This is a genomic window from Vibrio cyclitrophicus (genome assembly GCA_023206055.1).
In the GTDB taxonomy this organism is placed as follows: domain Bacteria; phylum Pseudomonadota; class Gammaproteobacteria; order Enterobacterales; family Vibrionaceae; genus Vibrio; species Vibrio cyclitrophicus_A.
On sequence record CP065366.1, the window covers coordinates 1910902 to 1936687 of the forward strand.

The 25786-nt window shown below is 42.3% G+C and carries 25 protein-coding genes; 9 read left to right on the forward strand and 16 right to left on the reverse strand.

Features of this window, described 5'->3' with window-relative positions; genetic code table 11:
• Nucleotides 1-62: 62 nt before the first annotated feature.
• The 5 genes from ITG09_08620 to potA all read right to left on the reverse strand — a co-directional run bounded on the left by ITG09_08620 (nt 63) and on the right by potA (nt 5219).
• The gene (locus tag ITG09_08620) at nt 63-1100 is read right to left on the reverse strand and encodes an extracellular solute-binding protein (GenBank protein UPR50789.1); all 1038 of its coding nucleotides are present in this window, start codon (nt 1098-1100) and stop codon (nt 63-65) included.
• A gap of 211 nt (nt 1101-1311) precedes the next feature.
• The gene (locus ITG09_08625; protein ID UPR50790.1) at nt 1312-2346 is read right to left on the reverse strand and encodes an extracellular solute-binding protein; all 1035 of its coding nucleotides are present in this window, start codon (nt 2344-2346) and stop codon (nt 1312-1314) included.
• Nucleotides 2347-2492: 146 nt separating this feature from the next.
• Nucleotides 2493-3263, reverse strand: a complete 771-nt coding sequence (potC, locus tag ITG09_08630; GenBank protein ID UPR50791.1) for a spermidine/putrescine ABC transporter permease PotC — start codon at nt 3261-3263, stop codon at nt 2493-2495.
• Nucleotides 3263-4120, reverse strand: coding sequence for a spermidine/putrescine ABC transporter permease PotB (gene potB, locus ITG09_08635; protein UPR50792.1), 858 nt, complete (start codon nt 4118-4120; stop codon nt 3263-3265). Before potB ends, potC begins: the two co-directional genes overlap by 1 nt.
• A complete protein-coding gene (potA, locus tag ITG09_08640) occupies nt 4104-5219 on the reverse strand; it encodes a spermidine/putrescine ABC transporter ATP-binding protein PotA (GenBank protein UPR50793.1) in 1116 nt (371 codons plus the stop codon). Before potA ends, potB begins: the two co-directional genes overlap by 17 nt.
• Nucleotides 5220-5548: 329 nt before the next feature.
• Between potA and ITG09_08645 the strand changes: the two genes are divergently transcribed.
• From ITG09_08645 to ttcA, 4 genes are all read left to right on the forward strand, one after another.
• On the forward strand, nt 5549-6376 hold the full coding sequence (locus ITG09_08645; protein ID UPR50794.1) for a hypothetical protein: 828 nt from the start codon (nt 5549-5551) through the stop codon (nt 6374-6376).
• Entirely contained in the window at nt 6369-7217 is an 849-nt protein-coding gene (locus tag ITG09_08650) for a glucosaminidase domain-containing protein (protein ID UPR50795.1), read from the forward strand. The genes ITG09_08645 and ITG09_08650 overlap by 8 nt, the downstream gene beginning before the upstream one ends.
• Before the next feature lie 121 nt (nt 7218-7338).
• Nucleotides 7339-7989, forward strand: a complete 651-nt coding sequence (locus ITG09_08655; GenBank protein UPR50796.1) for a DUF2987 domain-containing protein — start codon at nt 7339-7341, stop codon at nt 7987-7989.
• A gap of 320 nt (nt 7990-8309) precedes the next feature.
• The gene (gene ttcA / locus ITG09_08660; GenBank protein UPR50797.1) at nt 8310-9203 is read left to right on the forward strand and encodes a tRNA 2-thiocytidine(32) synthetase TtcA; all 894 of its coding nucleotides are present in this window, start codon (nt 8310-8312) and stop codon (nt 9201-9203) included.
• Between the two features lie 121 nt (nt 9204-9324).
• On the opposite strand, the gene uspE is transcribed toward ttcA, so the two are convergent.
• From uspE to ccoN, 10 genes are all read right to left on the reverse strand, one after another.
• A complete protein-coding gene (uspE, locus tag ITG09_08665) occupies nt 9325-10275 on the reverse strand; it encodes a universal stress protein UspE (GenBank protein UPR50798.1) in 951 nt (316 codons plus the stop codon).
• A gap of 133 nt (nt 10276-10408) precedes the next feature.
• Nucleotides 10409-11155, reverse strand: coding sequence for an FNR family transcription factor (locus ITG09_08670; GenBank protein ID UPR50799.1), 747 nt, complete (start codon nt 11153-11155; stop codon nt 10409-10411).
• A gap of 86 nt (nt 11156-11241) precedes the next feature.
• A complete protein-coding gene (locus ITG09_08675; protein UPR50800.1) occupies nt 11242-11916 on the reverse strand; it encodes a sulfite exporter TauE/SafE family protein in 675 nt (224 codons plus the stop codon).
• Nucleotides 11906-12142, reverse strand: coding sequence for a cbb3-type cytochrome oxidase assembly protein CcoS (gene ccoS, locus ITG09_08680; GenBank protein UPR50801.1), 237 nt, complete (start codon nt 12140-12142; stop codon nt 11906-11908). Before ccoS ends, ITG09_08675 begins: the two co-directional genes overlap by 11 nt.
• Nucleotides 12142-14514 carry a cadmium-translocating P-type ATPase gene (gene cadA / locus ITG09_08685; GenBank protein ID UPR50802.1) on the reverse strand — a complete coding sequence of 791 codons (2373 nt, stop codon included), beginning with the start codon at nt 14512-14514 and terminating at the stop codon, nt 12142-12144. Before cadA ends, ccoS begins: the two co-directional genes overlap by 1 nt.
• A gap of 5 nt (nt 14515-14519) precedes the next feature.
• Nucleotides 14520-14999, reverse strand: coding sequence for a FixH family protein (locus tag ITG09_08690; protein ID UPR50803.1), 480 nt, complete (start codon nt 14997-14999; stop codon nt 14520-14522).
• A gap of 108 nt (nt 15000-15107) precedes the next feature.
• Complete coding sequence (gene ccoP, locus ITG09_08695; protein ID UPR50804.1) at nt 15108-16082, reverse strand: cytochrome-c oxidase, cbb3-type subunit III; 975 nt, start codon at nt 16080-16082, stop codon at nt 15108-15110.
• Nucleotides 16082-16255 (reverse strand): cbb3-type cytochrome c oxidase subunit 3, encoded by a 174-nt coding sequence (locus ITG09_08700; GenBank protein UPR50805.1) that lies wholly within the window; start codon nt 16253-16255, stop codon nt 16082-16084. Before ITG09_08700 ends, ccoP begins: the two co-directional genes overlap by 1 nt.
• Nucleotides 16256-16264: 9 nt before the next feature.
• On the reverse strand, nt 16265-16885 hold the full coding sequence (gene ccoO, locus ITG09_08705; GenBank protein ID UPR50806.1) for a cytochrome-c oxidase, cbb3-type subunit II: 621 nt from the start codon (nt 16883-16885) through the stop codon (nt 16265-16267).
• Nucleotides 16886-16896: 11 nt separating this feature from the next.
• A complete protein-coding gene (gene ccoN, locus ITG09_08710; GenBank protein UPR50807.1) occupies nt 16897-18330 on the reverse strand; it encodes a cytochrome-c oxidase, cbb3-type subunit I in 1434 nt (477 codons plus the stop codon).
• Between the two features lie 252 nt (nt 18331-18582).
• Between ccoN and ITG09_08715 the strand changes: the two genes are divergently transcribed.
• From ITG09_08715 to ITG09_08735, 5 genes are all read left to right on the forward strand, one after another.
• Nucleotides 18583-18948, forward strand: a complete 366-nt coding sequence (locus ITG09_08715) for a hypothetical protein (GenBank protein UPR50808.1) — start codon at nt 18583-18585, stop codon at nt 18946-18948.
• Between the two features lie 114 nt (nt 18949-19062).
• Nucleotides 19063-20247, forward strand: a complete 1185-nt coding sequence (locus ITG09_08720; protein UPR50809.1) for an FIST C-terminal domain-containing protein — start codon at nt 19063-19065, stop codon at nt 20245-20247.
• On the forward strand, nt 20247-21971 hold the full coding sequence (locus ITG09_08725; GenBank protein UPR50810.1) for a response regulator: 1725 nt from the start codon (nt 20247-20249) through the stop codon (nt 21969-21971). The genes ITG09_08720 and ITG09_08725 overlap by 1 nt, the downstream gene beginning before the upstream one ends.
• 922 nt (nt 21972-22893) lie before the next feature.
• Entirely contained in the window at nt 22894-23484 is a 591-nt protein-coding gene (locus ITG09_08730; protein ID UPR50811.1) for a porin family protein, read from the forward strand.
• Between the two features lie 339 nt (nt 23485-23823).
• Nucleotides 23824-24426, forward strand: coding sequence for a DUF2971 domain-containing protein (locus tag ITG09_08735; protein ID UPR50812.1), 603 nt, complete (start codon nt 23824-23826; stop codon nt 24424-24426).
• Nucleotides 24427-24522: 96 nt separating this feature from the next.
• On the opposite strand, the gene ITG09_08740 is transcribed toward ITG09_08735, so the two are convergent.
• Nucleotides 24523-25743 (reverse strand): hypothetical protein, encoded by a 1221-nt coding sequence (locus tag ITG09_08740; GenBank protein ID UPR50813.1) that lies wholly within the window; start codon nt 25741-25743, stop codon nt 24523-24525.
• Nucleotides 25744-25786 lie beyond the last annotated feature (43 nt).

The window sequence follows — 25786 nt, forward strand, 5'->3', positions numbered from 1 at the left end:
AATCTGAAAAAATAAAGCGGCTTACGCCGCTTTATTTACTTAACTGATTAACTAACAATAACTTAGTTGTTCACTTTAAGTTTTTGGAAGTACTCGTCATAAATAACGCTCGCTTCACCAACTTCGTCTTGCCAAACACCGTTATCCATCACTGATTGTGGTGGGAAAACGTTCTTGTCTTCAGCAAATTCTTTAGGAAGAAGAGGATAAGCGGTCTTCACTGGAGTCGGGTAACCGATCTCTAGAGCAATTTTCGCAGCGTTCTCTGGGCGAAGAAGGAAGTCGATCATCTTATGAGCCGCTTCAGTGTTCTTAGCACCTGCTGGAATTGCTAGGCTGTCCATCCAGAAGATAGCACCTTTTTCTGGCCAGATAATGTCAATCGTTGCGCCTTCTTGGCGTGCCATGTAAGCAGAGCCATTCCAAAGCATACCAAGAGACACTTCACCTGCTAGGTAAGGGTTCGCTGGGAAATCAGAGTTAAATACCAATACGTTTGGCATTAGCTTACGAAGTTCTTCGTAGGCTTCTTTGATTTCTTCAGGGTTAGTCGTGTTTGGAGAGTAGCCCAGTTTAGATAGAGCGATATGGAAAACCTCACGAGAGTCATCCATCATCATCAATTGACCTTCCCACTGCGTATCCCACAGATCGCCCCAGTTTTTAACTGAAGACTTGTCTAGCATATCTGAGTTGATACCAATACCCGTTGCGCCCCAGATGTATGGGATCGAGTAGTTGTTGTTTGGGTCAAATGGCTTATCTAAGTAATTTGGATCCAAATCAGCAAAGTGGCTTAGCTTAGTTTTATCAAGCTCTTGAAGCATGCCTTCTTTACGCATCTTAGAAACGAAGTAAGTAGAAGGAACCACTAAGTCGTAACCCGTACCTTGAGTTTTTAACTTAGCGTACATGCTTTCGTTAGACTCATAAGTTGAGTAATAGACTTTGATGCCAGTCTCTTCTGTGAAGTCTTCTAGTACTTCATTTGGAATATATTCAGACCAGTTGTAAAAATACAGTTCTTGGTCAGCTGCGAAAGAGGGTGTAGAAAGTAAAGTAGCAGCACACAATGCGCCGGTATACAGTGTTTTTTTCATTACTGTTCCGTTCATTTGTTTGATTTGGAGCTGGGTAGTGAACCCAAAGTAAAAGGATTTCTAAAAATCGCGCTATATTATAGCAGTGATAAAATAAAATAGGCAGCCTAAGCTGCCTATTCATTGATATTCTTATTTTTAACCTATTGATTCTCTACGTCGACTTGTTAAGTAAACCTGTTACTTAGTCAGCATTAGATAATAAGCTAAATTACTGACCTGCTTTAAGTTTCATGAAGTAATCTTCGTACTTCACTGTCTTATCGCCAACCGCAGCTTGCCACTCAACACGATCAAGGTCTTCTTGAGATGGGAATAGCGCAGGGCTGTCTTTGAACTTCTCGTTAGACGCTTTAACGGCTGTTAGGTAGCCTGTGTCGCGAGAGATTTGCTCTGCGATTTCTGGGCGAAGTAAGAAGTCGATCATCTTATGAGCCGCTTCTACGTTTACTGCGCCAGAACTGATGGCAAAGTTATCAACCCAACCGATGCCGCCTTCTTTAGGGAAAACCAATTTAATTGGTAGACCTTCGTTTTGCGCAGCAGCAGCAGAACCGTTCCACAACATACCAAGACCCACTTCACCAGACATGTAAGGCGAGCCTGGGTTGTCTGAGTTAAATACTAGAACGTTTGGCATTAGCTTTTGTAGCTCAGCGTAAGCTTCGTCGATCTCTTTCTCGTTTGTCGTGTTACCAGAGTAACCTAACTTACGTAGCGCGATGTGGAACACTTCACGAGTGTCGTCCATCATCATCAGTTGACCTTCAAGCTCTGGCTTCCATAAATCAGCCCAGCTTTGGAAATCTTCTGGATCGTACATGTCTGTGTTAACAGCAAGACCCGTGATCGCTACTACGTGTGGGATAGAGTAGTCGTTGCTTGGGTCGTACGGCTTATCTAAGTAGTTAGTATCTAGGTTCTTGAAATTGTTTAGCTTGGTTTTATCGATCTTTTGAAGCATGCCTTCGTCGCGCATTTTAGACACGAAGTAGGTCGAAGGAACCACAAGGTCGTAACCTTTATTGTGCGTTTTCAATTTTGCGTACAAAGTTTCGTTCGACTCGTAAGTCGAGTAAATAACCTTGATACCAGTTTCATCAGTGAACTGTTCTAGAATCTCACTGTTGATGTAAGGTCCCCAATTCATGAATACCAATTCTTTGTTATCTTTTGCAAATGATGGTGTAGATAACATTGAAAGCGCACATGCACTACCAGCTAATAGAGTAGCCCATTTTTTCATTGACGTTAGCTCCAAACTAAACGTTGCCCGAAGGCAGTAGATAGAAAAACAGAATGGCAATTTACCATTCTGTTTATGATTAACACTTTTTGAACTTGAAATATCTTAACTTCTTACCAAGCCTGTCTCTTTATAGAATAGGAGACTTACTTGATTTTTTCTCTCGCTAATAACTGAGAAATGATCACCAGTATTAACGACACCACTAACATCACTGTTGCTAGGGCGTTGACCTCAGGAGAGATACCCACTTTAACCATTGAGTAAATCTTCAGTGGTAAGATTTCATACGTTGGGCCGGTTACGAAAGAGCTGATGATCACATCATCCAAAGACAGAGTGAAGCTCAATAACCAACCCGCAGCAACCGCTGGCTTGGCAAGAGGTAGAATGATCTGCTTTAGAATCGTCCATTCACTTGCACCTAAGTCTTTTGCTGCTTCCAGCATCTTCACATCAAAGCCATTCAAGCGACTGTAAACCGTTACTACAACGAACGGTAGACAGAAGGTAATGTGAGCAGCAAGTAGGGTAAAGAACCCAAGTTGAACACCCATTACCAAGAATAGCGCAAGAAGCGAAATCGCCATTACGATATCTGGTGACATCATTACGATGAACAGCATGCCATTTACAATGCCTTTACCTTTAAATTGGTAACGGAATAGGGCCACTGCTGTAAGGCTGCCGACAATCGTTGCGGCTGTTGCTGAGAACACCGCTACGTTGATCGAGTGCCACGCAGCCTGCATTAGGCTGTCGTTGTTAATAAGCGCGTCATACCATTTAGTCGTGAAACCACCCCATTTCATACCAAACTTATTGGCATTAAATGAGTTCGCAATCAATACGATAATAGGTAGGTATAGAAAGGCGTATACCAGCGCCATAAAGCTGAACTTAACTGTGCGACCCATTAGTCTAGCTCCACTTTCTTGTTCAATAGCTTACCTGCTCGGTAGTAGGCATACAGCATCACAGCCATTGCCATGGTCAGTGCGATACTCGTCGCTGCGCCAAACGGCCAGTCTCGAGCGTTGAGCACCTGGCTCTTAATCACGTTACCAATCAATAGGTTTTTAGCTCCGCCTAATAGGTCAGAGATGTAGAACATACCTAACGCTGGCAGTAGTACCAACAGACAGCCGCCGATAATACCCGGCATTGTTAGTGGCAGTACGACTTTCAATAGCGTTTGCAGTTTGTTCGCACCTAAATCTTTAGCTGCTTCTAAGTACGTATCGTCCAGTTTTTCAATCGCTGAATACAGTGGCAGAATCATAAACGGAAGTAGGATGTACACTAAACCGATCATTACTGCGGTTTCTGAGTACATGATACGTAGCGGTTTATCAATGATATCTAGCGCTAACAAGCTTTTGTTTAAGACACCTTGAGTACCCAGTACAATTTTCAATCCGTATGTACGAATCAAAGAGTTAGTCCAAAATGGGACAATCACTAAGAACAACATGATTGGACGCCACTTCGCAGGCATTTTTGCCACAATGTAAGCGAACGGGTAACCAATAATTAAACAAAGTAGGGTTGCTACAATTGCCATATAGAAAGAGTGCATCAACACTTTAAAATACAGCGGGTCAGCCAAACGCACATAGTTATCGAGAGTGAAGGTCATCTCAATCAAGTTCGCTTCATCACGAGTTAAGAAGCTAGTACCTATGATCATGATGTTTGGAATCATCACGAACAGCACTAACCAACCTGTGATTAAAGCAACAATTGCGTTTTGTAAATTAAACTTCTTGCTCATCTTCTAATACCACTTCCCAGCTCTCAACCCAAGTTACTGCAACTTTTTGGCCCAGTGAGTGATCAACATCAGGGTCATCTTCGTTGAAGAATTCGCTAACCATGACACGCATACCAGATTCAAGTTCTACGACTGAATCTAACGTCATGCCTTTATAGGTTCGCTCGACAATGTGGCCAACAATACCGCGTTGCTCAGACTCTTTAATTTCTTCGATACGAAGATCTTCAGGGCGAAGCAATACTTGCAGTTTTTGACCCGGTGTTACGTCTTTATCGTGATAGATAATGGACCCTTCACCTTCGATTGTCGCAACAATGCGTTTTTCATCTTGACGAGATTTCGCTGTCGCTTCGAATACGTTAATTTCACCAATGAAGCGCGCCACAAATAAGTTCTTAGGCTCTTCGTAGATCTCTCTTGGTGTTCCATCTTGTTCAACCACGCCATCACGCATAACAATAATACGGTCAGACATAGACAGCGCTTCTTCTTGGTCATGCGTTACAAAAATGAACGTGATACCAAGTTGGCGTTGTAATTGTTTCAGCTCGATTTGCATCTGTTTACGTAGTTTGTAATCCAGCGCAGATAGAGATTCATCCAACAAAAGAACTTTAGGCTTATTAACGACAGCACGAGCGATTGCGATACGTTGCTGTTGGCCACCAGATAGCTGATGTGGCTTTCGTTGTGCCATTTGTTCTAGGCGCACCATTTTCAAAGCATCCATTACACGAGGTTCAATTTCGCTGCTTGGTACTTTCTGCATGCGTAAGCCAAATGCCACATTGTCGAAAACGGTCATATGCGGGAATAGGGCATAGCTTTGGAATACAGTGTTTACATGCCTTTGTTCAGCAGGAACTTGGGTTACGTTTTGTTCAGCCAATAGTATTTGACCACTATCTGCTGTTTCAAAACCCGCAATCATTCTTAGCACGGTTGTTTTACCACAACCTGATGGGCCTAAAATCGTGAGAAACTCACCATGATTTACGTTTAAATCCAGATTGCCGATGACTTCCTTACCATCGAAACTTTTACTGATGCCAGTTAGCTGTACTACTGGCTTTCCTACTGATTTTTTAGCGTTCAACGTCTGTTTTTCTCCACCTTGGTTCTATTTGAGACCTGTTGCTATACACCTTTAAGGCGCGCATCATAATCACCAAAAACGTGAATTCAAAGCATTTTTTACCTTTCGAAGATAAAAAATTTCGCAGGTAAAAGTAAACATCCTTTACCATACTGTTATTTACTGGGTTTACACCCTAACAAGTGTCTAATTATTAACCATTAAGACGCAAAAGCAAGCCTTGTTACAGATTCATATTTTAGTTTGTATCCGACATATGAGTATAATGAAGGTAATTTTTTATCAATAAGTTAGGTGGCTTCGCTTAATCGGCACACCTAGGTATCAATATGAACAACGACATCGAAAAAGATTTTAATTTGGGCGGTAGTATCAACCGTGCACTTTCTGGCGATTATGAGCTCAAAGCAACGGCTGTATTCCAAGAAGCTTGGAAACATACGATAAGTCACTTTCTTTCGTTTTCCCCTGCGATTATTGCTCTGATGTTCGTGCAACTGGCTATCTTTTATATCGCACTTAAACTACAGCTTGGTGATCCCGCAGTTATCTTAGATGCGGTTATCGACCCAGAGTCGTTTACACCACAAATCGTTGAATCCATTTTTATTGCGAACTTTAGTTATGAAGTGATCAGTGCGCCTATCTATGCCGGTATCTGTTTAATGGCAATGAGCCACGCCGCTGGCCTACAAACCAAAGTACGCCACATCGGTAAAGGTTTGCAGTTTACGGTTCCCGTTATTCTAGTGACTTTGTTCAGCCTAATGCTTCAAGGCATCGCAGGTATGATTCTGCCATTCTTGTCTATCTACTTCTCACTTGCGTTTAGCCATTCGATTCTGCTGATTTGTGACAAGAAAGTACCGCCAATGCAATCGCTGCTGCTTTCATTAAGAGCGGTAAACAAGAAGATCTTCGTAGTCGCGTCTATCTACCTAATGGTTATGTTGATGTTCATCGTGGCTGCGATGATGTACGGCATTGGCTTAATCTTCGTTCTTCCGTTCTTCTTCCATGTGAAAGGTATCCTTTACCGTGAAATGTTTGGCATTAAGTTGAAACTGATTGCCTCAGATCGTCCAATGAACGATGACGATAACAACGACAGTAATAACGACGACAATAACAAAAACCCACAGGTGTTCGATGCATAAAGACACACAAGCAAGCGCAAGCAAATCACTTGCGCTTAAAGTGACGGCGCTGGCTATTGTTGGCTCTATTTCACTGATTGGTCCTTATATCTACCAAGAAGAAGAGCGTCGACGTACAACGGAGCAGAGCTCCAATTCAGTTGATCAGTTTGGTAACTTGACGGTCTCTTCGAGCACACCGAACTTTGCGGCTATTGAAGGTGTGAACGAAAAAAAGGACACATTCTTTTCGTTCTTACGCCCAAGCATCAATATTGAAAACAAACGTATCAGCAAAGAACGCGTATTTTTAACTAAGCTCTCTGAGTCTAATTTAAGCAATATTGATTCTGAAGACGTGTCTTATGCGAAAAGGTTAGGTAAGTTGTACACCCTACCTGTTCCTAGTGAAGGTTTGAATCAAGCATGGCTGACAGAGATGCTTAACCGCGTCAATGTACTGCCAGAGGCGCTTGTACTGACACAGGCAGCAAATGAGTCGGCTTGGGGGACATCGCGCTTCGCCACTAAAGCGAATAACTATTTTGGACACTGGTGTTACACCAGGGGCTGTGGCCTTGTTCCGCTACAACGTAACGAAGGTAGCTCGCATGAAGTCGCCACATTCTCTTCAAGCCAAGAATCCGTACACCGTTACTTCATGAACCTTAATCGCAACCGTGCTTACGCCGATCTAAGAGCGATTCGTGCAAAACTTGCTGTACAAGGTGATGATATTTTAACAACCGAAACAGCGACAGAGCTCACCAATGGCTTGTTAAAATATTCTGAGCGAGGTTCAGACTATGTGACTGATTTACAAGCTATGATCCGTCATAACGCGGTATACTGGAAAAAGTAACTCGATTTGATATCAGTTGGTTGCCTTTCATAGTAGGTTATGACCAATCGGCATCACATAAAGAGCAGCTCATGGCTGCTCTTTCTATTTATAAACGCTCAACTTCAACAAGATTATAATAATGAAAAAGACAGCACTCGCTTTATTAGCCTCATTAAGCCTTGGGGTCTCTTTACCCGCTGCAGCGCAAGAGTACATGTTCACGTATTCTAAGCTCTACACACAACTTAAGAACAATACCAAAGAAGGGCACGATGACGTCAAAGTTGCGGTCTTCTTTGTTGATCAACAAGCTCAAACAATCTGCCACATCAGCAAAGCGTGGATGGAAAAAGAAGAGCACTACGAAGAGCTAAAAGTGTCTCCAACACATGAACTACTTTTACCTGTAGATCAAAACCTTCGTTCAGCAAACCCGCTTATCTTTGTTCAAACTCAAGAGCAAGAGTGTGCGTATTCTTTGGTTGTAATGACTCAAAAACCTTTGGCTGGAACAGTTGAGGTAGCACTACTGGAAAGCCTGTTACCACAGATGCAAGCGATGTTAGAAGACGTCAGCGGCATGTTCTCTAGTTGGTTCACGCCAGATGTTGAAGGGTTAACCTTGGAATTTGATAACAAGCTTGAAGGCAACATCGCGCTGTCTAACGGTAAGCAAATCCCAATCACACAAGGGCGTGCAAAATTCACGTTAGAAGAGTTGAACGGTAGTGACAGCATCACGTTGCCAGAGCCAACAGTTCGCGTATTGCCGTACATTCCCGCGCAATAATTTTAAACGGAATCTTTGTTAATCGGGTAAGCGTTAGCAGAATCCTTCCCCTAAGCTTTCATGACATACCCTTAAGCAGCCCCATCGAATTAGAGCAGGCTGCTTTTCTTTATCTTCAATACAAACCTAGATCTGGCCTAGACGCGTTTCTCTAGCCGTTTAGGAAGCTTATCGAATAACAAAAGTAGAAACTTTCTATTACTCAGCTTGTTTATCCTACCGTTACTATTTCAACATGAAATAAAAATCCGTATAATCCACGCCCTAAAACAGTCCCACTAGCAATCTACAGTCGGTAATACGACGGTGTGAGAGTCGCAATGAACCAAAACGATAATAGAAAAGAAACACTTGAATTCAACAAACTTCAGAAACGTCTGAGAAGAAATGTTGGAAATGCCATCATCGACTACAACATGATCGAAGAGAATGACGTGGTAATGGCATGTATTAGTGGTGGTAAAGATTCATTTGCGATGCTAGACATTTTGCTACGTTTACGTGAAGCAGCACCGATCAAATTTGATGTTGTGGCAGTAAACCTAGATCAAAAACAACCTGGGTTCCCTGAACACATTCTTCCTGAGTATTTTGAAACGCTGAACATTCCTTACTACATCGTAGATAAAGATACGTATTCAGTGGTGAAAGAGAAAGTGCCAGAAGGCAAAACAACGTGTGGCCTATGTTCTCGTCTTCGTCGTGGTACTTTGTACTCGTTCGCAGAGAAGATTGGCGCAACTAAGATCGCACTAGGTCACCACCTAGACGACATCGTAGAGACCATGTTCCTGAATATGTTCCACGGTGCACGCCTAAAGGCTATGCCACCAAAGCTTCGTTCAGATGATGGACGTAACGTTGTTATTCGTCCACTGACTTACTGCCGTGAAACGGACTTAATCAAATACGCTGAGCACAAAGAGTTTCCGATCATTCCTTGTAACCTGTGTGGCTCTCAAGAGAACCTACAGCGTCAGAACATTAAAGCAATGCTAATTGATTGGGATACTAAAACGCCAGGTCGTGTTGAGAAGATCTTCAAGTCAATTCAGAACGTTAGCCCAAGCCAACTTGCTGACCGTGAGTTGTTTGACTTCGTGAATCTTCCACTAGACCGTAGTGAAGACCGCAAAGCGTACGAATTCGAAGAAGCTGAAATTTCATCTTCAAACATTGATGAGTCTATGTTCATCGACGTAACGAATGTTTAGCTATTTGAGTCGATAAAGATGATGTTAGCCATTCTGTATTTGGAATGGCACAGCTCTAGATAAACAAAAACGCCTCAAGCAATGCTTGAGGCGTTTTTTTTAAGTTAAATTTGCCGTTGACTTAACCTTTCGAAAGGTTAGGGTCTAGTGGGCTCACGTAACCAGACGGTTTAAGAGCCAACACGTCACAGTTAATCTTGTCGATAACATGTTCCGCTGTGTTACCAATAAACACGGCAGACAAGCCAGTACGACCCGTTGTCCCCAAGATCACCATTGCAGCGTTATTTTCCAAAGCTACACGAGGGATAACATCTTCAGGCAAGCCTTGCTCAACAACAGTTTGCTCTTCACACATACCGTGCTTCTGGCGCAATGCTTTCATTGCCGTTAAGTGATGGCCACGAACGGCGTCGGTATAAGACGTTGGGTCAAACTCAGGTAGCTCAATGGTAATATTCGCAGGTGTCACTGGGTAGGCATTCACCAAGAACGGTTCAGCATCCAAACGACCCGTGATTTCTAGTAATCTGTCGACCATCGTATCGTTAAGCTCTAAATGAGCTTCTGTCTCAGATCCTACGTGAACTGAAGCAAATATCTTCGCGTGATCTGGCCAAAAATCATTTTTAACCAGTAGTACTGGGCTAGGGCACTTTCTCAACAGATGCCAGTCGGTTGGAGTAAAGATAACAGACTCCAAGGTATCGTGCTTACGCGTACCTTTGATCAAGATGTCGTGCTCACCGCTGTAAACCTCGGCAATGATCGCTTCGTAAGGGCGGTTATGCCAAACCACTTGTACATTAAATTCAATAGAATCATCTAGGTAAGGTTCTGCGACTTTATTCATCCAAATTTCGCGTTGATGGATTACACCTTTGCGCATTGCGTCTCTTTCATCGATAGAGAGCATAGATGTCATTTCATACGAGAAGTCGTATATCGACAAAAAGAAAGTGATGTGGCTTGTTGAGGTGCTTTTCTTGGCAAGTTGGATAGCACGAACTAGAGCAGGTTGCTCATCGTGATTAATGTCTGCGACAACTAAAATTTTGTTATAGATACTCATAACTAAGCCTACTTTTTCAGACCGAACATATAAATAATGTAGCGTAGTTATGGAGAGATTAAGAGAAATATAAGAGGTTTTAAGAGAGAAACATGATGTAGCTCATTATTGAACTACATCATTGATATCTAGGCTATTCTTTTGAAACGCCAGCAAGTTCCATCAACGCATCGTGATCTTCGATAGTGATATATTTGCCTTTAACGCTCAAGATGTCTGCTTTTTGGAAACGACCCAAAAGACGGCTGATTGTTTCAACAGTCAAACCAAGGTAGTTACCAATATCGCCACGAGTCATCGTTAGGCGGAACTCACGCGGGCTGAAGCCACGTTGAGAGAAGCGAGTAGAAAGGTTGTAAAGGAATGCAGCAAGACGCTCTTCCGCATTCTTTTTAGAAAGAAGCAGAATCATTTCTTGGTCGCCTTTAATCTCGTTACTCATCAGGCGCATAATTTGCTGACGCAATTTAGGCATTTTTCCTGATAAGTCGTCAAGAATTTCGTATGGGATTTCACATACCATCGAAGTTTCTAACGCTTGTGCGAAACTAGGGTGTTGGTCACCAGTAATCGCATCAAAGCCAACAAGATCGCCCGCTAGGTGGAATGCAGTAATCTGCTCATCACCTTGTTCGGTAATCGTGTAGCTCTTGATCGTTCCAGAGCGAATAGCATATAGAGACTTAAGCTCATCACCAGCTTTAAATAACTCTTGGCCTTTTTGAATAGGCTTTTTTCTCTCAATGATCTGATCAAGTTGATCGAGCTCAGATTCATTCAAAGTAAACGGAATGCAGAGCTGGCTAATACTACAATCTTGGCAATGGATTGCACAGCCGCCAGACTGAACACGTTTCGTCACAGGCTTTTCAGAAATCATAACAATCTTTCACTATTTGATATACGTCAATATTTTAGCATTCCTTTATCCAGTTGGGTAGTAAAAAAACCGGATTTGAAGATTACCTATACGGTATAAATAATGAGCTGCAATGCCATATATCCGGTATAGAAACCGTAAATGAGGATTAAAATAGCGCCAAATTGGCGAAATAAGTCAGCTCGTTGCAGTTTTTTGAGAAAATTAGCGCCCATACCCACTGTGAGCATTGCGGGAAGCGTACCTAAGCCGAAAGCAAGCATGATACCCGATCCGTTGTACCAACTTCCTGATACAGCAGCCCAAGTTAGCATTGAGTAAACAAGGCCGCATGGCAGCCAACCCCAAATAAAGCCAAATGGTAAAGCGTGGCTAGGGTGCTTCAAGGGTAGAAATGATTTACCTAAAGGAGAGATATAGCGCCAAAGCTTCTGGCCGACTTTTTCAAAGAACAACAAGCCGAACCACCACTTACCGATATACAAACCTAAGACGATCATAAAGCCAGCAGCCAATAATCGAAGCCAACCCAGCAGCGCGTTAAAATCGCTTAGTTGACCTATAGAAGAAATTGCACCGCCAATCACACCACCAATCACGGCATAGCTTAGCAAGCGCCCTAGGTTATAAAGTAGGGGAATAACAGGAGAAGGTTTACTGTTGCCAATCGAAAGAAGCGACGCAATACCACCACACATTCCCATGCAGTGACCTGCGCCGATCAATCCAACAACAAAAGCTCCGATCCAATCAGGCGTCATCGTTCTTTTTGTCTACGTTAGTTTGGCTTTCGCTATTAGCTTTCTCATTCTTGACAGGTTTGCTATCAGAATGGTTGTGAGCCTTTTCGTCTTCATCAAACAGAATGTTGTGACCTTGACGTTCTAGGTCTTCAAACTGTTCGCTTTTAACTGCCCATAGAAAGATTCCAACGGCGATACATACAAGTACAATCGCAATGGGGATCAAGATGTATAAACTTTCCATTATTTACCTTGCTCTTTTAAAAGCCTTAACGAGTTAGACACAACAATAATAGAGCTGGCAGACATGCCAACAACGGCAATGTAAGGAGCAACCAAACCAGCAACAGCCAATGGAAGAATCAGTAGGTTATACCCTAATGACCAAGCTAGGTTTTCACGGATTATCTTACGCGTTTTTAACGCCAAAGTACGCGACTTAAGTAATCTATCGAGCTTATCACCCAACAACACCATATCCGCAGAGGCTTTCGCCACATCCGTACCGCCGCCCATAGCAACGGAAAGGTGGGCACCTGCAAGAATAGGGGCATCGTTAATACCATCGCCAACCATCATGGTAATGTCACTTGCATCTCGAGAGTTCAGGTAAGCAAGTTTATCTTCAGGTTTTGCGTTGGCAACAATGTCTGTAATGCCGATCTCTTCAGCAACAGGCTTCGCGTTAATCAAAGAATCGCCAGTCAGCAGAGTTGTTTTGATTCCCGCTTCTTTAAATTGTTTAATAAACTCGATGCTTTCTTTACGAATGGGATCTTCATAAGTGAACGTTGCGATATGACGACCCGCCATCGACAAGTAAATACCGTTACTTTCCGATGGTTGAACTTCACCTAGAATGAATTCACTACTACCAATCGCAACGTCTTGGCCATCCCACTCACCAGTGATGCCTGAACCAATCACGTTATTAACTGACTCTACTTCGATCTCATCAGAAACATAGCTCTTGAATGCTTTAGCAATAGGGTGGTTTGCGTGTTGTTCAAGGCTAGCTGCAACTTGTAAACATGTCTCTTTATCAAGCTCTGAGAAGGTTTCAACTTGGCTGATACGAATATCACCCTCAGTCAATGTGCCTGTTTTATCTATGATCAAATGATTCACTTTGCACAAGGTTTCGAATACGTGGCCTTTGCGCAGCAAGATACCGAAGTTACCCATGCGAGAAGTTGAGCAGGTAATCGCCGTCGGTGTTGCAAGTGACAGAGCACAGGGACACGTTGCTACCAATACCGAAAGCATGATCCAGAAAGCGTCTTCTGGTCGTGTTTGGTGCCAATAGAACCAAGTACCAAATGAAATGATCAAGATAACTGCAACAAAGTATCGAGCCACAACATCAGCAATTTCAGCGATGCGAGGTTTAGATAATTGCGCTTCATCTTGCAGGCGAACGATATTGGAGATCACCGAATCCGCTTTTGACGTCATCACTTCTAATTCAAACGATTCATCACCATTCAATGTGCCAGCGAAGACGGTATCGCCTTCGTTTTTGACCACATGGATAGATTCGCCAGTCAGCATCGATTCATCAATATGAACTCTGCCAGACAATACTTTGCCATCGGCAGGAATATGTTCACCCGGCAGAACGCGAATCTGATCGCCAACTTTTAAGGTTTTTACTGGAACTTGTTCGCCATCTAACGTTGTTGCCATAGCAGGAACAAGTTTAAGTAGGTTACCACTAGCGGCTGCTGCTTTACGACGTGCGCGCATTTCAAGGAAACGACCCAGCAGTAGGAAGAAGGTGAACATCGAGATAGATTCGAAGAATACTTCGCCTTTCTCTGTCACTGTTGCGACCAAACTTGCAACGTAGGCAAACAAAAGAGCAATCGACACCGGCACATCCATACCCAATGTTCGACCTTTGAGGCTACGCCACGCATTAATATAGAAAGGCAATGCAGAGTAGAGCAGAACCGGTGTTGCGAAGATTAAGCTCACCCAACGGAAATAACTTTTGAATTCGGGCTCAAGATTACCAAAAACTTCAAGATAAAGCGCAACAGCCAGCATCATGACCTGCATGGTTGCTAAACCAGCAATACCAAGACGATAGAGATAATTCTTCATCGAACGATGATAGGCGGCTTCTTGTTGATCAGCCTCGAATGGGGCGGCTTTGTAGCCTAAGGTATGGATTGCAGACAACAGCTCGCTCAGTTTAGCCTGAGTACTGTCCCAACTGAGCAGAGCACGGTTAGTCGTGGTATTAACACGAATACTAACAACCCCTAACTTTGAAGAGACTTGCTTCTCGATAAGCCATGCACAAGCAGCACAAGAGACACCTTCTAGTGACAATGTCACTTCAGAGGTGTTTTCAGAGTTACGGACGAACTCCAATTGAACATCTTCGTTGTCGTAATGACTGAGTGCCAGAAGTTGCTCTGGCACGAGATCCGCTTTTTCAGCTGGAGCGGTACGATATTGGTAATAAGAGACCAAACCGCTATCGACGATTGTCTGAGCTACGGTTTCGCAACCCGGACAACACATAGGTCGCACCGATCCTAAGATTTCTACTTTAAAATCCGTTTCCGCTGGTACATCTTCACCGCAGTGATAACAGGATTCACACATAAGCTTTAGTTCGTTAGTTGAGTAGGAGTATCAATAGGGAAGTTCATGCGACCTTGCACTAACCATTCAGAATTATGCGGAGAAAGCTCGATAAACCATGGACCTTGCATTTCATGGTCCAGAGTCAACGTGTAGTTGCCTCTCGCATCAGCGGTCAGTAGCTGAGTGAAATCACGGTCAGGCAGCGTTCGGTGCACGAACATTGCGTTAATAGCTGGGAAGTGGTCTAGCTTGCCTTTGTCGAGAGTAATGATAACCGAGTTACCTTTCTCGCTAACTAAAGCTGATAGGCCAAGCTCTTTAGCAACGTTTACTTTTGAAATGTCGACATTAATACCTTTACCTTTTTTATAGTAATCTTCAGTTACAACGTGAACTGAATGGTTGGTAAGTATCGCGACTCGAACCAATGTTAGCATAGAAACACCAACGGTTAGGAAGAGCAAAAACCACGGCCAAAACTGCTTATACCAAGGTTGTTCCATATTATTATTCTCAATATATACAATGAAATAAAACTAAATTTTACAAACACTTAAGATTATAACTGTAAAAGAAAGACAGCCCCTTAAGAAGGGGCTGTTATTATTATGTTACTCTTTATCTGAGTTGCTGAGGCTCCAGACGTAGGCAGAGACGAGCTGAACCTTATCCTCACCGAGGATGTCCTTCCAAGCCGGCATTACACCAGAACGTCCGTACATGACTGTTTCCGTCACATCAGCGCGAGAATCGCCGAATAGCCAGTCGCGGTCAGTCAGGTCAGGTGCGCCAACAGCAGGGTTACCCTTACCATCAGTACCGTGACATGCTGCACACACTACAAAGCGAGCTTTACCAGCCTCTGCTTCACGTGCGTTTACGCTACGACCAGAAAGGCTAAGTGTGTAGCTAACTACTTCTTTTACGCCTTCTTCGCCAAGAGCGTCTTTCCAACCTGGCATTTGACCGACACGACCGTGCATGATGGTAGTAACGATAGCTTGTGGTTCACCACCATATAGCCATGCGTCATCAGTTAGGTTCGGGAAACCTTTCTGACCACGTGCATCAGAGCCATGACACTGAGAACAGTTTTGTAGGAACAAGCGTTGGCCCACTTTGATTGCATCAGCATCTGATGCAATGTCAGGGACAGAACGTAGACCATTTTCGTCATGAGCTAGCTTTCTGAATGCTTCACCAAAGTAGGTGTCTGCATCATCAAGCTCTTTTGCGTATGCATCTAACTGTTTGTTTGCTTGCGCAGCAGCGATTGCAGAGCGAGACTCTTCTACGCTGCGAACTGTTTGGTTTGAACTCGTCCAACCGAGTAGACCTTTAAAGTTGCCAAGGCCTGGGTATAGAGCTAGATAAACAGCTGCAAACACAATTGTGCTAACGAAAAGGTATGTCCACCATTTAGGTAGTGGGTTATTGAGCTCGCGAATACCATCGTATTCATGGCCCATGTCATGACCTTCTTCTACACCTGTTTTATCGTTGGAACACCAACGAAGTAAGGCTGCACAGCCAATCAAAGTACCGATTGTGATTACTGTTACCCAAATACTCCAGAATGTACTCATTACTTCGTCACTCCTTGATTTTTATCTTTCGCAGGTGCTTCATCAGCGAACACTAGGTTTGCATCTTCGTCGAAGCGCGACTTACGATTCTTACCGAAAGCCCACCAAACGATACCGATGAAACAAGCAAAAATAGTAACAGTCCAAACACTTTGAAATGTAATAATGTCCATAATTATTCCTTATTTCATTGCGTGGCCAAGCGATTGAAGGTAAGCGATGATTGCATCCATCTCTGTTTTTCCTTCAACATCTTGTTTAGCGTTAGCAATTTGTTCGTCTGTGTAAGGAACACCAAATTGATTACGGAAGATTTCAAGCTTCTGTTTCGTCAATTTGCCATCAAGTACATTCTCAGCAAGCCATGGGAAACCAGGCATGTTTGATTCAGGAACAAGTTCACGAGGGTCGATAAGGTGAACACGGTGCCACTCATCTGAATAACGATCACCAACACGCGCTAGATCAGGACCAGTACGCTTAGAGCCCCATAGGAATGGATGTTCCCAAACGCTTTCGCCAGCCACAGAGTAGTGACCGTAACGTTCAGTTTCAGAGCGGAAAGGACGAATCATTTGGCTGTGACATACGTTACAACCTTCGCGGATATAGATATCACGACCTTCCATTTCCAGAGCAGAGTAAACACGTAGATTTTCTACAGGTTCAGTCGTCTGCTTTTGGAAAATAAGCGGGGTAATTTCTACTAAAGCACCAAAACTGATAGCAATAACGATCAGAATCGCTAGTAGGCCAACGTTCTTCTCTACCAACTCATGGCGATTATTTGAATTTGAGCTCATTCTAAATCTCCTTAAGCCGGTTGAGGGATAGCTTTAAGGCTATCTTTAGGTGCAGAAACAGTTTTGTACGTGTTGTATGCCATTAAGAACATACCAGATAGGAAGATGAGACCACCTAAGAAACGTACAAAGTAGAACGGGTAAGAAGCTTCTACAGATTCTACAAAGCTGTAAGTCAATGTACCGTCAGAGTTAACTGCACGCCACATCAGACCTTGCATCACACCAGAGATCCACATTGCAACAATATAGAAAACCGTACCAATCGTTGCTAACCAGAAGTGAACATTGATTAGAGATACAGAGTACATACGCTCTTGACCAAATAGTTTAGGAACTAAGTGGTAAACCGAACCGATAGAAACCATTGCAACCCAACCTAACGCACCAGAATGAACGTGACCTATAGTCCAGTCCGTGTAGTGAGATAGTGCATTAACCGTTTTGATTGCCATCATAGGGCCTTCGAAAGTCGACATGCCGTAGAATGATAGAGAAACGATTAGGAAACGTAGGATTGGGTCATAGCGAAGCTTATGCCACGCGCCAGATAGAGTCATAATACCGTTGATCATGCCACCCCAAGAAGGAGCAAACAGAACCAAAGACATAACCATACCTAGAGATTGAGTCCAGTCAGGAAGTGCAGTGTAGTGTAGGTGGTGAGGACCAGCCCAAATATACAGAGACACAAGAGCCCAGAAGTGAACAATCGACAAACGGTAAGAGTAAACAGGGCGACCAGCTTGTTTAGGAACGAAGTAATACATCATACCTAGGAAACCAGCTGTCAATAGGAAGCCTACCGCATTGTGTCCGTACCACCATTGCACCATTGCATCAATCGCACCTGAGTAAATCGAGTACGATTTAAACGCAGATACAGGAACAGCTAGGCTGTTAACGATGTGCAACACGGCAACCGTGATGATGAAGGCTCCGAAGAACCAGTTTGCTACATAAATGTGCGATGTCTTACGTTTAATCATGGTTCCAAAGAACACGATCGCATAAGCTACCCACACAAGAGTAATAGCAATATCGATTGGCCATTCAAGTTCTGCGTATTCTTTACCAGAGGTTAAACCTAACGGTAAAGTAATTGCAGCGGACAGGATAATCGCTTGCCAACCCCAAAAGGTAAAGGCTACGAGAGGGCCACCAAAGAGACGCGTCTGACAGGTACGTTGTACAACATAATATGATGTTGCAAACAGCGCACTTGTACCGAACGCAAAAATAACCGCATTAGTATGCAGGGGACGTAAACGACTGTACGTCAACCACGGCGTATCAAAGTTTAGCTGTGGCCAAACTAATTGAGCGGCAATCAAAACACCAACGCCCATACCGACAATACCCCACAAAATTGTAACCAGGGTAAATTGACGGACGACCGTATAGTTGTAGTTTTGTTCAAGCTGCTTTTCTTGGCTCATTTGCATGCTTCCAATTTCTTATTTACTACACTTTACTTCCAACACGACTCACGTCGTAATGCCACCCAAATTAGAAAAGGAAATTCAGCTTATTCAGAGCTTTATTTCCACTTGCTGATTTTAAAAAAAAGTGGCATTTTCAACGCGACACTATACTTGAATTAACAAATCAATGACAGAGTAGTAACCTTACGCTTGGTCTGGAATTGGATTTTTATTTAAAAACTTTGAACTTTGTAACAAGGAGTAAAGATTATAATGGCGGCACAAAAGCTAACAAAAGGCAGGCTTGTTCAAATTATCATCATGTTGGTTATTTTAATAGCTGCATTTACTTGGAGAACAGTAACATACGATAATAACGAGACAGTAAGCTGTATAGTTTCAAAACCTTGTGAATTTGGCATTGATAATCATAATGTTTTAATTTCGGACGATAACCTAGGGTATTCAATCGAAACATCTAAAACTGGCAAGTTTATTATTAGCTACAATGAAAGCGGAATTCTAGAACAAAAAGGGCCATCAAATTGGCTGTTACAAACTAATGATAATACCTCCTCAATAACGGTTACATTTCCACAACAGGTAAGCACGTTTTCTATAAACATTTCTAAAGAATAATCGAAATAAACTGAGTCACGCCTCGGTTCTTTTGATAGAAATATGTACCAAATCAGTGAAACACAATGCATTAAAGTGTTATAAAGAGGACATTAATAAAGTTTCCCAGAATCTATGAAATTTCTATCAAAAGTCTCTTACGCCCTAGACGATAAAATCGCTGTAGATGAGTTGCTCAACGGGGTGGAAAATCCTGGCGATATTGCTTATCTTATTTGCTACTGCACAGAAGAATATTCGACACTCGCTGTGCAGAAATATTTCGTAGATGCTCTCCCTAATACTCCCATACATGGCTGTACCACTTGTCACGGTATTATGACTGAAACTGGGTTTCATTCTGGCCCCGTAATTGGCGTCCTTATCATTTATGACTCGGGGATCAACGCCTACGGCACGGGAATCGAGCATTTCAGCGACTCTATAGACCGCAGTACCTTTAGCGCGATCGATCAAGCACTCAAGAACGCCAACCGAGAAGGCGAAATCCCTGATCTTATCTTGCTGCACTCCACACCTGGTAATGAAGAAAAAGTGATGGCGGCTATCGATAAAAAATTCGGTACTGAGGTACCTATTATTGGCGGCAGTGCTGCAGACAATCAGGTTTCTGGAAATTGGAGCATCTTTACCGAAGAGTCACTCTCTATCAATGGTGTGTCTTTAACGGTAGTGTTTGCGTCTCAGTCTATCTATTCATCATTCAGTGCTGGGCACACACCAACGCGTTATTCAGGTACCGTGACCAAAGTCCGAAACAGAATATTATTAGAAATAGATCATAGGCCAGCAGTCACCGTTTATAACGAATGGACAAACTTCCATATCGGCGGCAGCGATGATGGCTATATCTTTGAAAAATCTTCTGTTTATCCACTGGGCAGAAAGGTCGGTTCGTCTTACGACTACCCATATTTCAAATTGTCTCATTCGATCAGAGAAACAGAGTGCAATGGGATCGAGCTCTTCACCGACATCAGTGAGGGCGACACCATCTATTTAATGCAGGGCTCTAAGCAACAGCTAATAAGCCGTGCAGCTAATATCATTCATTCTTCTTACTATAATGATATGGATCTCGAGGAAAAATTAGGCGCTATCAACATATTTTGTGCCGGACCTATGCTACATCTAAAACAGGACATGGACGAGGTTTGCGATCAAATAAATCAAGCACTTAATGGGCTGCCATACATCTGCCCATTTACCTTTGGCGAGCAAGGTAGGCTCTCTGGTGGCGAAAATGCACACGGAAATTTAATGGTATCGTCTGCAACGTTTTATAGGTTGAAAAAGTAATGAGTTCTGAAGGTCAAGAAGCGCTGCAAGAAGCACGTATTGAACTACAAAAACTAAAAGCCCGTGAGCGAAAACTGGCTGAAGAGAATAGGGTGATCTTATCAACCATCTCTGCAATCAGTAAGGCGCGTAACATATCTGAGATATTCTCAAGCCTTGAGTTCGTGCTCAAAAAATACATTAAGTTTGATGACTTTATCGTGGTATCAAGGGTAGGGAACGAAGGCAGTTTCAAAACCCTGCTAACCAATAACAAAGTCTTCGAACAGATGAATTGGAGCGATTGTGGCAAGCTATCACGAGTCATCAATGGTGAATGTGCCATTCTTTTCGAACCCAAGTCTCTTGGGGAATTTAACTCTCTGCATCCCATTGTTCTCGACCAAATCAACTCAGTCCTGATTACTGGTATAGATAGTGGACTTACACAATCTGTCATCATCTTTATCCACTCCAATACCAAGCACTTTAGCATTGAAACTAAGGCCACACTAAACCGTTTTCGCCCACTTATAGAGCGTGCTGTTTTCGATATTGAGAACAAAGAAAAGCTTGAAGCAACGGTTCTCGAACGTACAGCAGAGCTTGTCACAGCAAGAAAAGACGCAGAAAGAGCTAACAAGGCCAAATCTGAATTCCTCGCAATGATGAGTCATGAATTAAGAACACCGCTAAATGCCATCATTGGCCTAATAGACACTCTCAAATCCACATCACTGAACGAAGAACAGCAGTCTATACTGCTTAATATGAGCACATCATCTGAGCTTTTATTGGCAATTATCAGTGATGTGTTAGATTTTTCTAAGATTGAATCGGGATGTTTCTCGTTAGCCCCTCAATGGAGCAATGTAAGAGACACTGTAACTTTTGTATTGTCTGAGCAAAAGAAGACAGCAGACGATAAAGGTTTAGCGCTAACAGTAACCAGCGATATCCCTGAAGGTGAACTTCATTATCTTGACCCAAGCCGTTTGGCACAGATCCTATTTAATCTGATTGGTAACGCGATTAAGTTTACTGAGCGTGGACATGTCCATGTTTCTATCAAGTACCAGCAGAGCTCTTTCTATATAACGGTGGAAGACACAGGGATTGGTATCAGCTCGCAACAACTTTCGTCGCTGTTCAGTCCATTTGTGCAAGCTGATAGCACCATCACACGACGATTTGGTGGCACAGGTTTAGGCTTGGCTATCACTAAAAGACTTGTTGAACTGATGCGTGGGCGCATATCAGTAAAGAGTGAGCCTGGAAAAGGTTCTAAATTCGAAGTACAGCTACCAGTGCTTACCAGAGTTACAAACAATCTGGCTAACAATGAAGATGATGAATCTTCACGAGAATTAAGAAGCCGTTATTCAGTGTTAGTTGTCGAAGACAATCCAACGAATCAGATGGTGATCAAATTAATCCTAACGCGACAAGGCCATGAAGTTTTTATCGCAAGCAACGGTGAGGAAGCAATTGGCTTTGTGGAAAGAGCCAATGACTCAATAGACATTATCTTAATGGATGTGTCGATGCCGGTCATGGATGGATTAACCACGACAAAATACATGAGAGACGCAAACATCAAAACACCAATTGTCGCGCTAACAGCACACACATCAGTAGAAGACAAATGTTCGTGCTTAGATGTTGGTATGAATGATTTCGTTACCAAGCCAGTAAGAACTAAAGAGATCACAGAAGCAATTGATCGATTAATGCTTGAAGTCTAATAAACGTATTCTTAATCGAAGATTAGGAAATATGTTTATTAGGTATTTTATGGTAAATAGCCTTACTGTTAAATAGAACGTCGATTTGGTGGATAAACCAGAGGCAGGGCATCACACAAAGATACTTGCCTTATAACCACAAAACACAATTTAACATAATATACATAATACGCAGTGATTGTATGTGAGATTTGAGGGTGTTCATAGCCTTATTGCTAGCGGATTTTACGTACACCGCCGCATGAATCTATCTATTTAATTACTTTATGGCTTTGACTCCACGTTAATTGAATTAAATCGTGATGGCTTTATCACATGTCAGCTCAAACTTAATTAAGGCTTCTAATTACGAATGCCACTCCAAAGTTAGTCCAGAGTCTCTGCTGGTTAAGTGTTAAAAACTATTACGCTGATTCTACTTCCCGAAAGAACCTCTATGATTAATACTTCCATTAACTCTCAGTCTATTGTCCGTACTAGCTTTAGACTGGAAATACTTGGTTACTCTTGTTCGCATAGACATAACGGTTCCAAAAGACCAAGCGTACTATCTAATCATCGAGTCTAGCTTATCTATGTTGGGTTGTTCTTTACCAAATTGAATCAACTATCAACGCTATCAGTCGATCCGTACTAGTTTTTCAAACCACTGAGAATTGTCTGATGCCCAACGGTCATTGTTACCAAACTGCGTTGCCATCCAAAACGTACTTCTATAAACAGCGTGGTTGATAATAAGTTACAGTGCAACACAAATGCTATTCGCCAGTGTCTGGACTGCCTCATAGCTGCGATAATGACACTTCTATTAGCAACAAGTCTTTAAAATCAGATGTTTAGACTAGTACTCAATTAGTTAGAGCATCTTTTGTTTGTTAACATATTCTGGAACTGAATAACTTATTATCTTAGAAGGCTTTAAATGAAAATCAGTACAATCGCCCTATCGCTATTCACCGTTATTTTTGGCATCAACTCGCAGGCACTTGCTAGTGAAAATGAAAACTCACCTAGAGATCATGGTCATTTTTATGCCGGTGTTGATATCGGCTTTTATAATGAAACTGAATTAGAATATAGTGGCAGCGCCATTGAAGATTCATCTGATCTATCAGACTTTAGCTATAACTTGGTTGGAGGCTACGAATTCAATACGCACGATGTCGTCAAACTGGGACTAGAGGCCGAGTACCGAAAAATCGGAAAAGTTAGTTATAATGACTTAATGGATATTGAAGGCCAAGCTTTCTTCGTAAACATTAAACCAAAGTTTATTGTTCAAGGTGACGTATTAGATCTGTATGTATCTCTATTAGCCGGTGTTGGCTCAATGGATATCGAAGCAAAAGCTTTTGGAAAATCTGAAGCAGCCTACCAAGTTGGTGCTGAGCTTGGTGCGATAGTAACAGACAACATCGACATCCATATTGGTTACCGCTATGCAAACGTTGAAATAGAATCCATCGATATGTCGCCCCAAACCGCTTACCTAGGTGTAAGGTACCACTTCTAAACTCGATTCACCCTTACGCTCAATACAACTAAAGTCGTGCTTTTAAAGTTCGGCTTTAATTTTGGTCACCTAATTCCCTTTCCCAGCTCAACCTTTAACAAGACAATTCAACCATAAATAAAGTTACGTTGTATCTTTCTTTAAAGCTGCAGCCTAAAACATTAACCCTTAGTGAAAAATAAGCCACTTTAACAGGCTACTATTTCGTGTTTGAATTTTGATCTATCAAACAGTTATATGAATAAATTTGGTGATTGAGCAATCAAATGCTATGCACTCAATCTTTAAAATTAAGTTAAAGTGTTAACATCAGGCAATTTTGTAAACTAGGTGTTTAATATGCTGCCTAAACTTTATAAGTTCAGATCGCTCCACGACAGAAACATACAATCTATTTCCGAGTATTCGTTGTGGTTTGATTACGCTAAAACTTTTAATAACCCTTTTGAATCTAACCAAGTCTTCAACAAAGAACTTCAACAAAACTTTAAGATCATGTGTTTCTCTCAGTCGAGCGACCACCCAATATTATGGTCGCAGTATGGTGACAACTTTAAAGGCATGTGTATCGAGTATGACCTCAACTGCTACAACGGCGATGCCAATCTCAACTGTTTTAAAGTCCAGTATGAAGACGAACCTTGTATATTCCGCCCGGCATCGTTCAGTGGGTTACAGACATCAAGGCTGGGAGCTGAGATATTCAAAATTAAGCATTCTAATTGGCGCTATGAAAAGGAATACCGTTGGGTATTACCTGATGACGAGATGATCGGAAATAAACTCTACCTTAATAGAGAGTGCCTAAGCTCGGTGATTCTCTCAGAGCACGCTCCTGCAGACAGGAAGTTAAAAGTTCTGATGACTTGCCAACGCCTTGGTATCCCTGTTAAACACGCTATAGCAAAGCAAGAGTCGTTTACCTTCGAAGTGGTCTGTTAAACGGAATAAGCAAGATTATATCTACAAGTCAGTTACTTACATAAAGTTACAGCGCAACATAAAAGAGAGCCACATTAATGCGACTCTCTCTTTTTATTACATGTTCACCGTAAGCTTTCCCAGCACTTTATCTTGCATCTGCTCAATTGTCGCTATAGACATTTGAACAGTTGAAAACCAATAAGGTCGATGTTTAACGTCAAATAGTTCACTATTATCTAACGCCTCGAAAACAGAATATTTTCTACCTTGAGCCAAAGCTGCACCATAAACCGTTCGCTCAAGTACTGGAATGTCATTCACTTCCTCTAGAAGTGCCTTCTTTATGAACTGGTTTCCCGGGCTCCAATCGATAAATTCAACGAGATTTTTTAGTAGCTTAAGCTCTAGCTGCTCGACCATTGCTTCGAGAAACTGTGTGTTTGGCATCACCTCAGTACAAGCATAATATTCGTCATGCTTGTCACTTGCTTCACGATAACCAAGCATCGTTTTTACCAATGCGTCTTCAAACGTTGAAGAAAAGTGGTTACAAATTAAAAACAAAGGTAGGACTCTCAACACGCCAAGTAAAATGCCTACGTTAGGATCTTTAACCGGTGTTTCTTGAAGTCTAATTCGTGTTGCATTGGAAGTCGCAACTAAATGTTGCCAAACTTTAGGTGTAATGTGTTTAATATTTGCATCATTCCACTTAATCAGCTTTTGGCTCATTAGCAATGGAAACAATAAACGGCAGTTTTCGATACCAATCTGTTGTGCTGCAACCTTAGGGTCGAGAGTCACCTTGGACTTTCTACCGTATTTATCGTTGAACTCAGGATTGGAAACAAATTCGATTAAATTTGAACTCAACAACCGATTCGTTTCTAAAACCTTATGCAACTTAGAAAAATTTAAAGATGGTGAATACGCAACACTAGCGAACTGATTGTAATCGGGCAAGTCTGAAAACAACGAACTTATTAATGTGCCTTGAAGCTTCTCAAGCATTAGAGCCGACGCTGTATTACTAACATCATCGATAACGTAACGTAAGGTTTGTTGCTTCGCGTCGACTTTCTCACGATGAGCATTAACTCTATCTTGTTCACAGCGCAGTAGAATACGTTGGTTGTGAGATATGCGGTCAGATTCATCAAATATGACGCTATCACAATACCTATTTTCCAAACTTAGTAACGTGTCTACTGTAGATTGCGGCAGCTTATATTTCGGTGAGATTAACCATCGATTAAAGCGAGCTTTAACGTTGATTGAGACCTTCCTTGAGATCTCAACTACTTCAGGGGTATAACTTTTATTTGTTAACAACAACCGTGACTTTCCTTTGCCGTAAATGCTCTTGTGTCGACATATC

Bases quoted from the DNA above. Each gene is read 5' to 3' on its own strand.
- ITG09_08620 (UPR50789.1), bottom strand. From the start codon at position 1,100: ATGAAAAAAACACTGTATACCGGCGCATTGTGTGCTGCTACTTTACTT.
- ITG09_08625 (UPR50790.1), bottom strand. From the start codon at position 2,346: ATGAAAAAATGGGCTACTCTATTAGCTGGTAGTGCATGTGCGCTTTCA.
- potC (UPR50791.1), bottom strand. From the start codon at position 3,263: ATGGGTCGCACAGTTAAGTTCAGCTTTATGGCGCTGGTATACGCCTTT.
- potB (UPR50792.1), bottom strand. From the start codon at position 4,120: ATGAGCAAGAAGTTTAATTTACAAAACGCAATTGTTGCTTTAATCACA.
- ITG09_08645 (UPR50794.1), top strand. From the start codon at position 5,549: ATGAACAACGACATCGAAAAAGATTTTAATTTGGGCGGTAGTATCAAC.
- ITG09_08650 (UPR50795.1), top strand. From the start codon at position 6,369: ATGCATAAAGACACACAAGCAAGCGCAAGCAAATCACTTGCGCTTAAA.
- ITG09_08655 (UPR50796.1), top strand. From the start codon at position 7,339: ATGAAAAAGACAGCACTCGCTTTATTAGCCTCATTAAGCCTTGGGGTC.
- ttcA (UPR50797.1), top strand. From the start codon at position 8,310: ATGAACCAAAACGATAATAGAAAAGAAACACTTGAATTCAACAAACTT.
- uspE (UPR50798.1), bottom strand. From the start codon at position 10,275: ATGAGTATCTATAACAAAATTTTAGTTGTCGCAGACATTAATCACGAT.
- ITG09_08670 (UPR50799.1), bottom strand. From the start codon at position 11,155: ATGATTTCTGAAAAGCCTGTGACGAAACGTGTTCAGTCTGGCGGCTGT.
- ITG09_08675 (UPR50800.1), bottom strand. From the start codon at position 11,916: ATGACGCCTGATTGGATCGGAGCTTTTGTTGTTGGATTGATCGGCGCA.
- ccoS (UPR50801.1), bottom strand. From the start codon at position 12,142: ATGGAAAGTTTATACATCTTGATCCCCATTGCGATTGTACTTGTATGT.
- cadA (UPR50802.1), bottom strand. From the start codon at position 14,514: ATGTGTGAATCCTGTTATCACTGCGGTGAAGATGTACCAGCGGAAACG.
- ITG09_08690 (UPR50803.1), bottom strand. From the start codon at position 14,999: ATGGAACAACCTTGGTATAAGCAGTTTTGGCCGTGGTTTTTGCTCTTC.
- ccoP (UPR50804.1), bottom strand. From the start codon at position 16,082: ATGAGTACATTCTGGAGTATTTGGGTAACAGTAATCACAATCGGTACT.
- ITG09_08700 (UPR50805.1), bottom strand. From the start codon at position 16,255: ATGGACATTATTACATTTCAAAGTGTTTGGACTGTTACTATTTTTGCT.
- ccoO (UPR50806.1), bottom strand. From the start codon at position 16,885: ATGAGCTCAAATTCAAATAATCGCCATGAGTTGGTAGAGAAGAACGTT.
- ccoN (UPR50807.1), bottom strand. From the start codon at position 18,330: ATGCAAATGAGCCAAGAAAAGCAGCTTGAACAAAACTACAACTATACG.
- ITG09_08715 (UPR50808.1), top strand. From the start codon at position 18,583: ATGGCGGCACAAAAGCTAACAAAAGGCAGGCTTGTTCAAATTATCATC.
- ITG09_08720 (UPR50809.1), top strand. From the start codon at position 19,063: ATGAAATTTCTATCAAAAGTCTCTTACGCCCTAGACGATAAAATCGCT.
- ITG09_08725 (UPR50810.1), top strand. From the start codon at position 20,247: ATGAGTTCTGAAGGTCAAGAAGCGCTGCAAGAAGCACGTATTGAACTA.
- ITG09_08730 (UPR50811.1), top strand. From the start codon at position 22,894: ATGAAAATCAGTACAATCGCCCTATCGCTATTCACCGTTATTTTTGGC.
- ITG09_08735 (UPR50812.1), top strand. From the start codon at position 23,824: ATGCTGCCTAAACTTTATAAGTTCAGATCGCTCCACGACAGAAACATA.